This window comes from Arthrospira sp. PCC 8006 (genome assembly GCF_046480465.1).
GTDB lineage: Bacteria > Cyanobacteriota > Cyanobacteriia > Cyanobacteriales > Microcoleaceae > Limnospira > Limnospira platensis.
This window is the reverse complement of record NZ_PKGG01000144.1, coordinates 1-13,635: the sequence shown is the minus strand read 5'-3', so window position 1 is coordinate 13,635 and position 13,635 is coordinate 1. Positions and strand designations below refer to the sequence as shown.

The window sequence follows — 13,635 nt, the reverse complement described above, 5'->3', positions numbered from 1 at the left end:
CCAGATCCCGAAATTTCCCCCGCCTCCCCCCAGACCTTAATACAGTTTCCAGCCACAGAAGCGCCGCCCGAAGCAGACCCCCCAATTGCTGAGAAAAGTTTGATTAATCTTCCCCCTACCCCCGTCACCGAAACCGCCACAGAAGCGCCGCCAGAACCTTCAGCCCCCACTGAACCCACTTTGGTGGCCGAAAGTCCCCAGCCCGTGAAAATCGATCGCATTGAGGAACTGATTTTACAACTACAGTATCCTAACCCTAATCATCGCAGCAAAGCCATTTGGGAGTTAGCCCAACAGGGAGATTCCAGAGCGATCGAACCTCTGGTAAACTTGTTATTTACATCAGACTCCAAGCAGCGTAGCAAAATCTTGGCAGCCTTAGCAGAAATCAGCACTCGCTGTATCAAACCCATGAGTAAGGCCCTAGTTTTTTCCTTGCAGGACGAAAACCCAGAAGTACGACAAAATGCCATTCGGGACTTAACCAGAATTTATGATTTAATGTACCAAACTAGCCAAATTCTCCAAAGAGCAATGGATGATCCCGAACCCGATGTCAGAGAAACCGCACAATGGGCCGCCGATAAACTCAGTCGGATGCGTCCTTTACCTATCTCTAGGAATCATCTTGATAACGGATAATTGATTGACTGCCATTACAGGTGCGTTAGTCTTTCCGACCCTAGCAATAATTAAGGTAATTGTTCGCCATCAATCTTCGTGCAATTCAAAGGCAGAGAAATGATAAACCTAGTTCCTTTTCCTAGTTCAGAAATACCTTCGATTTTGCCACCATGTTTTTCTACCACAATTTGATGAGATATAGCCAAACCTAATCCCGTGCCTTTTCCCACCGGTTTAGTAGTAAAAAATGGGTTAAATATTTGTTGTAGGACTGACTCAGGAATTCCAGGGCCGTTGTCGGAAATCTCCACAACTACCATATCCATGTTTTCCTGATATTCAGCCACTTCTAATCTAGTTCTAATCGTGATTTCCCTAGGTGCGGGTCTATTCTCCAAAGCATCGATCCCATTAGAGATTAAATTCATAAACACCTGATTAATCTGGGAAGCATGGCACTCTACCCTAGGCAGTTCCCCATAATCGCGGATAATATTTGTCTCCCCTTGTTCCGCCTTTGCCTTCAGGCGATTTTGTAAAATCAGCAAAGTGCTTTCAATTCCCTCATGCAAATCAACCGCCTTCATTTTCGCCTCATCTAGTCGCGAAAAATTGCGTAGAGAGGTAACAATTTCCTGAATCCGATGGGTCCCCAACTTCATTGATTCCAAAGCCTTGGGTAAGTCATCTAGCAGAAAATCCACATCAATATCAGCCACAGCCTCTTTTAATTCTGGCACTGGCTCCGGGTAATATTTATGATACATACACAACATATATTGAATATCCTTAATACAGGTATCCAAATATATTAAGTTCCCATGAATGAAAGCCAGAGGATTATTAATCTCATGAGCCACTCCCGCCACCATTTGACCCAAACTCGATAGCTTTTCAGCTTGAATTAGTTGGGTTTGGGTGCGTTGTAGTTTGTCTAAGGCTTTTTCCAGTTGAGCCGCTTTTTGTTTTTCCAATTGCTGTTCAACTAATAAAGCCGCCTCTATAGCTTTGCGATCAGTAATATCACGCACGATCGCCAAAACCACATCATCCCCACTTTTAACATAGCGAGCCTCATAGGTGCGCCATCCTTCCTCAAAAGGTAGCATATATTCCCCAGACTGAGACTGTCCGCTAGTTAAAGTTAATTCCAAGTAGTGGCGCGTCCACCAGGCTAAGTCCTCCGAGAACACTTCCTCAACCGTTTTTCCCAAAACTTCCTTAGATTGTGTCACCCGATCATCCTTAGATGGGAAATAGTCAAGAAACACCCCCCCTCGGTTCAGGCGAAACATTAAATCGGGGATCGCTTCAATCAGGCTGCGATTTCTCACCTCACTTTGTCGTAAGGCTTCCTCAATCTGTTTGCGATCGCTAATATCAGTTTCAATCGCAATAAACTTAGTGAGATCCCCCTGATGGTTAAAAATAGGAGTAATGCTAATAGACAGCCAGTAGGGAGTCCCATTGCGTTTATAGTTGAGCAACTCCCCACGATAGGGTTTATGTTCCTTGAGACAGGTGCGAATTTGATGTATAGTTTCCGCATCACTCAAAGGTCCCTGGAGAAAAGAACCAGGGGTTAGACCATTCACCTCTGCCAGAGTGTAGCCTGTAATCCAAGTAAATGCCTCATTAACCCATTCAATATTCCCATGGCGATCGCAGATAATCACCGCATTATCAGTTTGACTAGCCACCCAAGAAAGTTGGGTCAGTTCCAACTCAATTGCCTTGCGTTCCGTAATATCCTGCGTAACTACCCAATACTTCTCTGGGGTAGCACCCGTTTTCATCAAAGGTACAATAGTCGTTTCCAGCCAAACCTCTCGTCCCGTCAAAGTACAATTTTGCAGTTCACCGCGCCAGATACCGCCAGATCTAACCACAGACCAGACCTTCTCTTCCCAAAAATACCCACTATAGCAGTTAGAATTTAGCAACGGATGAGGTCTACCTATTAACTCTTCTGCCGCGTAACCGAAAACCTCAATAAATGCCTCGTTAATTTCCACAAGTATACCGTTTTGGTCTACCCATGCTCCTGGGGTGGTCCGGTTGACCACCTGACGAAGATCCCAAAGTTCCTGTTGACTTTCATGTAATTGTTGTTTGGTTTTGGTCAAATCAGCCACTGCTCTCTGATAAGCTGCTACCAAAGGTTCGGGAAACAGGAGCCCTAAAAGTTCTGCGCTCATAATAAATTCTCCCAATAGGTGATTTCAGTTAGCTAGGACATTCACGAAATAGCCTAGCCACCTCAAGCAATATGAATGTTAGGATTGACTTTTCCAGGGCATCCTTTTTCTAGGGGTTTGATTAGCCTTTCAATTTCCTGAGCAAACCGCTGCCATTCTCGTAGAGTTTCCGTAGCCGAAAGCATGATCCTGCCTTGGCTCAAGAATTTTTCCATTTTCTGGGAATCAACAGCCTTGGAGAATAAATATCCCTGGCACAGTTGGCATCCCCAGGCTTGCAATACAGCCATTTGTTCGGGAGTTTCCACACCCTCCGCAATCACCTCTAGTCCTAAGGTATGGGCTAAATTGACAATCGCATAAGCAATTTTGAGTTTATCGTGAGATTCATCGATCCCCTCAATGAAAGAGCGATCAATCTTCAGGGTATGAATCGGAAAGTGATATAGGCGACTCAGGGAAGAATACCCAGTTCCAAAGTCATCAATACATAATTTGATCCCCAATTGGCTAAGTTCTCTCATTTGGGGAACCACTATCTCCGCATATTCAGCAATAGTGCTTTCCGTTAATTCCAGTTTTAACCTATAGGGATCACAGCCAGTTTCTTCCAAAATGCTTTGAACCTTATTAACTAATTGCGGGTTAGTTAATTGATACGTCGATAGGTTCACACTCATAAATGCCGGCTGTCCATCGGGAAACATTAACTGCCAACGGCGTAATGTTTGGCACGCAGACCGCAACACCCACTCTCCAATCGGTTGGATCAGTCCCGTTTCTTCAGCAATAGGGATAAATTGACTAGGAGACACCCAGCCTCGTTTAGGATGTTCCCAACGTATTAAGGCTTCGCAGCCTACAACCTCTAGTGTCTCCAGGGAAATAATCGGTTGATAGTGTAGTTGCAATTCCTGACGTTCAATGGCATGACGCAGATCATTTTCAAGCTGCATACGATCCCAAGCTTGGCGGTGCATCGTGGGGTTAAATATCACATGACAGGCTTTTCCTTTTCTTTTCGCTTGGGATAAGGCTGTGTCTGCATCTCGGAGAATTTCTTTGCCGTTGCTATAGCTGACATTACTGATAGCAATACCAATGCTAACAGTGCTNAAAGACTTCCTGTTCCCCTAAAACAATAGGTTGTTGTAAGTAAGATTGAATGTTTTGTGCCGTCTGGGAGATTTGGGTTAAATTATTGAGGTCATCCAACAGAATCGCAAATTCATCTCCCCCCAGACGCGCTACCGTATGCCAAGGTGGGATGCACTCTCTTAATCTTTCACCCACTCCCTCTAATAGGCGATCGCCGACTTGATGACCGAGACTGTCGTTAATTATTTTGAACCGATCTACATCTAAAAGTAGTACCACAAATTGGTATTCAGGATCTTCTTTTGCCCGTTCTACTACTTCGTCCAGTTCCCTCATAAAGTAGGATCTGTTATATAAATCAGTTAACCCGTCGTGGGTTGATTTATATATCAGTAATCTAGCTTCCTCACGTCTACGTTGTTTTTTGTCCGCATCGAAAACTGGCCATTTACTTTTGACAATTTCCGTATTTCTTGATGGCTCGCACTGCCATATACCAGACAATTCACCTTCGCTATCAGAGGTGTTTAGGGATGATCCACCGGGTAGATGTTGGTCTTCTGAAACATCCTTAAATCTATTGAAAATGGTGTTATTATACTCATTAGAGCCTTCACGAATAGTTTTGGTAATTTGCATAAGACTTTGGTTTTTACTGAAAAATTCATCGGCTGTATACCCTGTGTTACCTGTAAACAGCGGGTTAACCAATGTTAATTTGGGTATGACTGGCTGGGAAACAGAGATAGCAATAGTCAGAAAATCCTGAGCATTTATAGCTACTGAACTTAATGATTGCCATGCTCTTCCCATGGGCTCGATTTGCCGATTTCCCCTCACAGAAAGCAAATTACTTGATGGCATAGAGACTGCTGGCGAATTTTGCCAGTTTCCCCAGTTATTTTGAGGGTGTGAAAAATTGTTGTTGTCCATTTTAATTACCTCATGGGATGGACATTGATACTTTCCCAGAAATCTCAGAAAGACCAATTAGTTTGTACAGGTTGAATCATCTCTGGCGTTATTTTCATGGAACCTGACCCTTATACGAACAATGTATAAGAAATTTGCCAAGATGCCTAAGATTTCCATTCTAAATTTACCAAAATTGACTTAACATACCCTGTTTGTGAAGATATGACCAAAGTGAACACCGAAAACCTTAGACTCTCATTCCAAGAATAGCAGCTATAGTTCACAAACCCTAACTGCAAATCTTAAAAAAATGTTTAATTCAATACTTGGCTAGGGAAGTTGCGCTATCTATTCTGATTCATAAGTTAACAAAAGATTGTATAGCAGTTAACCATTAATTAAATCTTGAGAAAAAATTAAGTGGACTTCCCTAATTAAATATTTAGAAAAGGTTAAATTCACTTTCTAGGTTTCAAACTTTAAATACAGGAAACCCCATCCTATATAAGCCTACCAAATATTATATGAGGTCTTTAGAGTCAAATAAATGTATCTATTGATACGAAAGACCAAAAATGATCAAAAATTGGAGAGGAGGAACCGAGGAGGTAGAGAGTCAACAGTTGACAGTTATCAGAAGAATGGGTCTAAAACCCCGTCACTTCGACAAGCTCAGTGCATCGCACTTCGATGATACTCAGTGCATAGCCTTCTAGGACGGCTTTTCTTGTTCCCTAATGTACTGCTTGAGAACCTCTATTGGCGCACCTCCAACGGAGCTAACAAAATAGCTTGGACTCCAGAGGGCATCTTAGCCTATGGTTTAGGGTAGCGAGCTTGACCATACGGTGGCTTCAGCGGGCGTGAGTATGTCAACTGTCTTCCCCTATTTCTGAGATACTGCTGCTTTGTCGATTCAACGGTATAGCTTACTTCTCTCAGGGGTATGGTGGTAAACTGTGGGTTATCTATCAGAGTCCAGTGGAGGACGCAACAGGGTTAAGTGAAAATCTTGGCGGACTACAGGATTTAGATATCGACGCTGTAGCTGAGTCCATATCTGCCATGATTCATAGCGCTTTTGGCTCATCTGATTTGAGAGGGTTGGTAGACTTTTCTTGATATCTGAACGCAGGATATCCACTAAAACCGCTTCGAGTACCATGGTATCTTGAATATCACCTAGGCATTCTTGTATATCTTTCATATCCTGGAGATAGGCTTGATAGGTAGACCCGTAAAAGTCCGTAAATAGAGCCATGAGGTAACGGACTCGTTTGGCTTGTTTGCGTAAACTGTGTAAGACATCCCCCTGAGTCGTCAGGAGTTTCTCAAGTTTTTTCTTGGTAATGGTTTTTTTAGGGGTAGTTTCCTGGGAACTGTTTTCTGTAGGCTCGGACTCGGTTTCTAGTTTGTCAATACCAAATAACCAACCTTGATGCAATAATAGCTCACTGACTTGGGGGAGTAATAAATCTGGTAATACTTCCAGAATCGGCAGCTTTTCTATGGCGGTATAAACCGGAAAATCTAGCCAGTTTTGCAGGTCTTGTTTAAGGTGTTGATATTTTTTGTGTTCCAAGGTAGCCCGAACTTTTTTAAAGGCTTTACCTCGCTGCTTAACCAGGCGAATTAATACCTTGTCTAAGGTGGGTTTTTCGGCTTCTGTCAAGGTCGGATAGTATTGATTATTCAAGGCTTCTATCATCACATCAATATCTCGGAGTTCTCCTAGACAACGTGCGATTTTCCCTATATTGTCATCGCTGGCTGCTTTGGGTAAATCTACAACCGGAGCAAAACCAGTGACGGCCGATCGCAGTCTTCTCATTCCCACCCGCATTTGATGTAATTCTTCGGGATCTTGATCTTGTAAAACGGCGGCTTCGTGGCTGAGGACTTTGGTCAGATATTTTTGAATCCCTAAACTGGCCCAGTTCCCTAGGGTATTGGTTTGAGGTGAGGTGTCAATAGTCATTTTTCTCTGTCAAACTAAAATTTTGAGATACTATTCACTATAACAACTAATAGAATCATTTGTGTAGATGATCTGCAAATTTCCCATTTGATAGTAGGAAGGTCTTAACGGGGTTTCTGAGAAGAGGAATCAATAGCTTTGGGTGGCTGAAACTGCGTTGAGATAACCGGAAAAAAATTTAACCTTTTCTTAACCCAATTTATGCCTAATTATGCTGTTTTCAATCAATGTATAGGATTTAGGGTTTTGATGAGGTGCCCCTCTCACGCTCAAAGGGTCTCGACAGCCAAGACAGGGGGTTTGGGCTGTGGTTTAGGTAGGGTAGTCCGGGAAAGTATGCAGAGGCTATTTGACCTAAGCGATGATTTAAGCATTCAGGGGATTATTTAATGGGGTAAGGGAATTATTTATTGGCATTTCTCGAGATAGTATTGAGCAACTGTATCCTTTGGGTCTTGGCTGAGAACTGCTTGAAAGCATTTTAAGGCTTCTTTAATGTTGCCATTTTTCCAGCAACGAGTACCGCGATCAAAGACGGGACGGGTGAGAATTTTATTTGGGGAAACCGCATAGGTTTGACTAGCTAAAACCTCATAAATTTCTAAGGGTTGTTTTTTGCCTCTGGGGGTGACACAATCAATCCAGCGAGTTTGGAAAGATTCGCTATTTTCGGGGTATTGTGTCATTAATTCAGCGGTATCAATGGCGGATTTACTCGCAATAATTTGACAGCCATAAATTTTAGTTAATCCTTCTAATCGAGAGGCGGTATTAACTACATTACCGATAACTGTAGAATCCATACGGCTATCAGAACCCAATGTGCCAATCATGCCAATTCCGGTATCAATACCAATACCAATTCTGATAGGTTTTTGAATATTAAATATATGGCGATCGCGATTAAATTGGCGCAAACTATCTTTCATCATTAAAGCGGAATTTAAAGCATCAATAGCATGGGAATTCATCCGGTCAAAAACCGCCATAATGGCATCCCCTAAATATTTATCAATAAAGCCATTATGGGAGGAGATGCAATGACTCATTTGGTTAAAAAAAGCATTTAACCATTCAAAGGTTTCTCTAGCTTGTTGAAATTCAGCAATGGAAGTAAAACCGCGAATATCACAAAATAAGACAGTCAAGTGTTCTTCTGTGACATTTCCCAGTTGAATAGATTCAACCCCCTGAGGAGCAATGCGCTTTAAAAATTGTTGGGGTACAAATAGCTGAAATTTATCTGATAAATTTTCATTAATCTGCCAAGCCGCCGAAAACTGCCGTTGATTTTGTTCTTGAACTTCCTGCTGTAACTGCACCTTAGCAGTATCATTCCGCATCTTATTTAATTTTAAAATATTCTGTATTTTCGCCAACAAAAGTTTGATATTAAAAGGCTTAGTAATATAATCATCGCCCATGGTTTGCAAGCCCATTAAGCGGGATTCCTCATCATCGAGTGCTGTCAAAAAAATGATAGGAGTAGTTTGTAAAATGGGGTTTTCTCGAAGGCGATCGCAAACTTCAAAACCATTCATATCCGGCATCATAACATCCAAAAGCACCAAATCCGGCCGATGATTTTGAGCTATTTCAATCGCCCTAGATCCCGATTCTGCTAAGGTAGTGTTATAACCTTCTGCCATCAACAAATCTTCTAATAACACGAGATTAGCGGGTTCATCATCAACCAAAAGGATATGTAATTTAGTTTCAGACATAGGTAAAAAAAGGGGGGGTAACCGTTTAATACAGAGTCAATGCACCAAACTGACTCATAGATGTGCCAACCGGGCTGTATAAACACTGATAATTGTATATTTCAGTAGATGCGCCTACCAACCCGTATTAAAATGAGTGATTAGGTGGCTATACCCACTTAGGACTTTTCTGCTAAAACTCCAGGAAATCTTTGACAGTTTCTAATACCTGGTCAACATCAAGGGGTTTACTCAAATAACCATCAGCCCCAGCAACCAGACACCGTTCACGATCGCCCGACATAACCATAGCCGTAACTGCGACCACTGGCACGACTTTCCATAAACTGCTTTGCTTGAGTCGGCGTATCAGTTCAAACCCATCAACCTCCGGTAGTTGAATATCCATTAAAATCAGATCAGGTAGCATTTCGGGTTTCGCCATAGTTGAGTTAATCATATCCAACATTGTATTACCATCAGCAATCAACTCGACCTGATACCCTTCCAATTCCAAAACTTCAGTAATTAATAGCTGATTAAAAAGCTGGTCTTCCACCACCAAAATCCGAGGGCAGTCTACCTTATTTAACTTAGGGGTTTCTGGTTCTGGTTTAATTACCTCCTGGCTTTCGTGTTCAGGATGATAACTTTTGGCTAATTCCCGTCGCATCTCAGTTAGAGGTAGCCATACCCGGAAGCGACTGCCTTGATTAACCTGAGACTGCAAAGATACGGTGCCGCCGTGTAATTCAGCCAAACGCTTAGTTAGAAGTAATCCCAATCCCGTACCTTCATGGCGACGAGTTAGGGAAGAATCTATCTGTTGGAAAGGCTGAAATAATAAATGCCATCTGTCTTGGGGGATGCCAATACCAGAGTCCTGTACTTCCAAACATAAATAAGGGGTACTGTCATTAATGGGAGAACAGTCAGGGCGATAATCTCCATCTATCTGAGAGCCATAAGCTAGGTGTCCGCTTAATCGAACTTTACCACCTTCTGGAGTAAATTTAATGGCATTGGAGAGCAAATTAATGATAATTTGTCTGACCCGTCGCTTATCTAGCAAGGCTTGAGTGATGCGGTAGTCTGATTCTAAAGACAGGGCTAGACATTTTTTATCAGCCCGAGGCTGAACCATTTTCAGACACTCGCTACAGAGTTCGTGGATGTTAACTAACTCCAGATTTAACTCGGTTTTGCCGGATTCTATTTTGGATAGATCCAGAATGTCGTTGATCAACTGCAACAAGTGCAAACCGCTTTTTTCGATAAATTGAACTTGGTTAAGCTGGCGAGAGTTGAGAGTTCCAGAGTTTTGGCGTTTGAGTAAATCCGCAAAGCCTAAAACGCTGTTAAGGGGGGTGCGTAATTCGTGGGACATGGAGGCTAAAAATTCGGATTTGAGTTGAGAGGCGCGTTCTAATTTTTCGTTGCTTTGACGCAAGTTTTCTTGGGCTTGGGCGCGTTCTATGGCGGTTCCGAGGGTTCGACAAGCGGCAAATAACATATCTAATTGGGGATATTCCTGCATTTTGGTCAGATCCCTTGATTCGAGGGTTAACACGCCGATGATTTCTCCGTTGGTAGCGGGAATGGGAAAAATTCCTAGTTGACCAATTCCGGGATGACGAAAGGGGGAGAAGGCTTTGGGGTGGTTGGCGTAGTCTTGGACAAATATCGGTTCACCTGTTCTGACTACATCCCACAGTAGACCCTCACCGTAGGGAATGCCTTGGCTTAATAGGGCTTTCATTTCGGCGACGGCGGGTTCTCCATAGGTGGCGATAAACTGACCGGAAATTTGGTTTCCTAGCATCCCGGTGATGCGATTCTCTCCTTCTCCTAAAATTACTTTGACATCGCCAAAGGCTGCATTGGTGGTGTGTACTAGATAGTTGAGGGCAAATTGGGCGATTTTATCGAGGTTATCGGAGTCTTGTAGGCGTTCGTTTAACCCCAACAGAAACCTTAGTCGTCTCACTTCGGTATTTAGGCTCAGTTGGGTGTTGCGATAGTCTGTAATATCTCTAAAGGTGAGTAAACGCCGCCCTGATGGTGTGGTGTGGCTGTGGACTTCGAGATAGATTTGATTATGTTGTTGGATGCAAAATGAGATTTCGCCTCTGACAGAGTCGCGCAGGGTTTGTCTGAGGTGTTCCCATTCTGGCTTTGACCACAGTTTTTGGGATGTGATTTCAGCACAAATTTCATCTAGGGATGGTTGGGCGGCGAGTTGGTCAACGGAAATTCCCCAAATTGAGGCGAGTTGGGGATTGAATAGGATTAAGCGATCGCTACTGTCGAATAGGGCGATCGCCTGATCAATCTCGTTTAAAATCAAGATCTGCTCGTCTTTTAACTGCTGTATATCCATTCTCGGCCCTGAAAAAGTCCCAATTTCGGGTTAACTCACACCTACTTTATAAAACTTAACAGAAAATTGAACGGGCTAACAGTCCGCCGCCAAAGAGGGAACCAATCAGCAGCTAAACCACCCCAGGGGGCTGTCAAAAGGAATCGGCGGCTAGAGGCGCGATGAATATGCTTAGAATTACATTGAGGCGCAATCAAAGCGTCTATATAGCCTACAACCCCTATTCTACCGTTACTTAGGTGTTACTCAAAGCCATAACAGAGTAACAAGTGAGTAAAAAATGAGTAACGCTACTGATACCCCTACAGTAGGGGGAAAGGGCAACTACGATGAGAGTTACGCTAGATTCTTGAAAGCCTATCAAGACTTTAAAGGGGAATGTCCCAAAGGAGTGACACTCAAACTACAAAAGWCCGGGGCTAGGTACAATCTACTATTGCAGTTTAAGCAACCACCTACCGGAAAACGACTACCCAAAACGGCTAACCTTGAGTGTACTCCAGAAGGGGTGATAGACGGCGTTAGGAAAGCTAAGTTGGTATCAGAAGCCCTAGGGACTATCACTAGCGCTAGTGAATTTTGGGATTGGTACGATGCGACTATCTTAGGAAAGAACCAGATTGAGGATAATCTGATAACTTACCGGGACATCTTTAAACAAATTGAGGATGAGTATTTTGCGGGGTACAACCGCAACACAGGAAGGAAACGTTCCCGCGATATCGCTAGCGACTTAGCATCTTACGAGTCTACTAAAGGGACATATTTCAAGTTGTTTCCTAATTGGGATGAATATCCTAGCTGGGAGAGTTTCAAGGCTATGCTATATATTCCCTTGCAGAATGGAGAACAATTAGTAGGCTCCAAAACCTTCAGGGAACGTTACTACATCTTAAAAGCCATAGCTGAGAAATCACCTAACAAAGACCATTTACTCAAACAGCTTGAACCTATTAACGCCAAACAAACACAATTCAGAAAGAAACAACGGATAGCTGTTGATGTATTTAAGGATTGGTGGCTTAATACTAAACAGGAAGCCTATAACATTAAAAACCCTCAACATCAATTAACAAGGCATAATTGGTTATGGGTGACTGGTATGGCGGTAATGTACGGGTTAAGACCTACTGAGATAGCCGCCGCCGTTAATCTAACTAAGCCATTTGTAACGGATGATGGTATCACTATCAAAGCACTATCAGACCCTGATAATCAAGACAATTACTTGGTATTAGGAGATTACACTTACTTTACTGACTCAGAAGGTCGAAAAGTGAGTATCAAAACAGGGGGAAGGATTGTAGCTCCAATTCCCAGCCCTGAAATGTTTGAGTTTCTGGAATTGAAAAAACCTTTATTGCCTCAATACACCCCTAAAAAAGGCAGTAAACCCAAAAGCATAGTTACAGGCTTTGAGACAACGTTTAGTCAACGACTTCAATTCATGAAATGCCCGGTAACCCAAAAATATGCTTTTCGTAGGCTGTACAACCTGTTAGGTGAAAAGTATGGACTACCTATCGAGTTGCGAGCGAGACTTATGGGTCATAGCACAATCGTTAATGCTAATGACTATACAACAGAAGGCATTGACGCTACCTTAGAAGTTCTCGATGGATGCTCTAAGTTACCTATACCATTGGATGTAGCCATAGAACGGTTAACAGCGTTAGGGTTTGATGTTGACACTCCAGAAGCTAAGGCATTTCTCAGAGTTATCTATCAGATAGATTAATCTAATCGTCAACCTTTCATAAATTAACACCCCTAGACTAAACCCCTAGGGGTTATTTTATGGCTACAAATTGATGGATCCTGTTATGGCTTTGAGTAACACCTAAGTAACGGTAGAATAGGGGTTGTAGGCTATATAGACGCTTTGATTGCGCCACAACGTGTTAACTATAAACCCTTATCCTAACAGCGATAGCGGGTTATTACTCAACCCAATAACTATGCCTAGTTACTCAAATGTGACTCACAATCTAGTCCTAGCATAGGAAAATAATTCTGTCAATAGGTTGATTACTCAGTCAATAAGCACAACTTAATCAATCTGTCAAATGCCTACTATCTCCCCCTAACCAAACACCGATAGGGTAACTCTCTCGTGATAGCAGTCAATGGCAAGCCTATCGGTTCGTTCCTCACCATTGACTGCTATCACATCGGTCGTTTCCCCAATAGTGCTTGTTTCGGTTAGGGGGAGGGTATGGGTTCAATTTTGCAGGGTATTACCTAAAGCTACCAGTGCTAATAATAGGACGGTAATGAGTGCGATCGCAGTGGGATTTATCTATGGCTCAAAGTCAACATGATAGCTGTAGGTAGCCGTAGGGGGAACCCACTAGGTTATCAATGTACAACGATACCCCTATCAATGTACAACGATACCCCTATCAATGTACAACGATATCAGGCTGCCTATCCGGTTATCTATGGGAGTCAGATTATTGGGGAAATATTGGGGAGCCTACTCACTACCAACAAAATGCGATCGCATAATCACGACTAACCTAACTATCTCCTACCGGAATCAACCCGATACCCTCAAACAACTTTTCAACTGGTGACTTGTTTCGTCATCTCTCGCTGATACCTACATAATCCTAGAGAATTGATTCCCCATCGAAACCGATACCTACATACCGCTAGACAAGTCTCCAATTTTTGGTGGTAATCATCCCAGGCGGAACCCAGTACCCCTAATAAACACCCTAAGCCAAAATCTTAACC

General features: G+C 42.8%; 9 protein-coding genes and 1 pseudogene. 3 read left to right on the top strand and 7 right to left on the bottom strand.

Annotated elements, in window-relative coordinates:
* The coding region (locus B9T16_RS18575; RefSeq protein WP_410245447.1) for a HEAT repeat domain-containing protein at positions 1-642 on the top strand (642 nt) is incomplete at its 5' end.
* Positions 643-692: 50 nt separating this feature from the next.
* Here B9T16_RS18575 and B9T16_RS18570 read toward each other — a convergent pair.
* The 7 genes and pseudogenes from B9T16_RS18570 to B9T16_RS18540 form a co-directional block, all read right to left on the bottom strand.
* A complete protein-coding gene (locus tag B9T16_RS18570) occupies positions 693-2,822 on the bottom strand; it encodes a PAS domain S-box protein (protein WP_410245446.1) in 2,130 nt (709 codons plus the stop codon).
* A gap of 62 nt (positions 2,823-2,884) precedes the next feature.
* On the bottom strand, positions 2,885-3,778 hold the full coding sequence (locus B9T16_RS18565; RefSeq protein WP_410245445.1) for a putative bifunctional diguanylate cyclase/phosphodiesterase: 894 nt from the start codon (positions 3,776-3,778) through the stop codon (positions 2,885-2,887).
* 148 nt (positions 3,779-3,926) lie between these two features.
* Positions 3,927-4,853 (bottom strand): diguanylate cyclase domain-containing protein, encoded by a 927-nt coding sequence (locus tag B9T16_RS18560; RefSeq protein WP_410245444.1) that lies wholly within the window; start codon positions 4,851-4,853, stop codon positions 3,927-3,929.
* A gap of 694 nt (positions 4,854-5,547) precedes the next feature.
* Positions 5,548-5,646: pseudogene (locus B9T16_RS18555) on the bottom strand (transposase); the annotation flags it as partial.
* Positions 5,647-5,799: 153 nt separating this feature from the next.
* Positions 5,800-6,813, bottom strand: a complete 1,014-nt coding sequence (locus B9T16_RS18550) for a CHAD domain-containing protein (RefSeq protein WP_410245443.1) — start codon at positions 6,811-6,813, stop codon at positions 5,800-5,802.
* A 407-nt stretch (positions 6,814-7,220) separates the two neighbouring features.
* The gene (locus B9T16_RS18545; RefSeq protein ID WP_410245442.1) at positions 7,221-8,537 is read right to left on the bottom strand and encodes a response regulator; all 1,317 of its coding nucleotides are present in this window, start codon (positions 8,535-8,537) and stop codon (positions 7,221-7,223) included.
* Positions 8,538-8,709: 172 nt separating this feature from the next.
* Entirely contained in the window at positions 8,710-10,896 is a 2,187-nt protein-coding gene (locus B9T16_RS18540) for an ATP-binding protein (RefSeq protein WP_410245441.1), read from the bottom strand.
* 280 nt (positions 10,897-11,176) lie between these two features.
* On the opposite strand from B9T16_RS18540, the gene B9T16_RS18535 reads away from it, so the two are divergent.
* Both B9T16_RS18535 and B9T16_RS18530 read left to right on the top strand, forming a co-directional pair.
* On the top strand, positions 11,177-12,634 hold the full coding sequence (locus tag B9T16_RS18535; protein WP_410245440.1) for a recombinase: 1,458 nt from the start codon (positions 11,177-11,179) through the stop codon (positions 12,632-12,634).
* Between the two features lie 645 nt (positions 12,635-13,279).
* The gene (locus tag B9T16_RS18530) at positions 13,280-13,414 is read left to right on the top strand and encodes a hypothetical protein (protein WP_286131379.1); all 135 of its coding nucleotides are present in this window, start codon (positions 13,280-13,282) and stop codon (positions 13,412-13,414) included.
* The last annotated feature ends 221 nt before the right edge of the window (positions 13,415-13,635 follow it).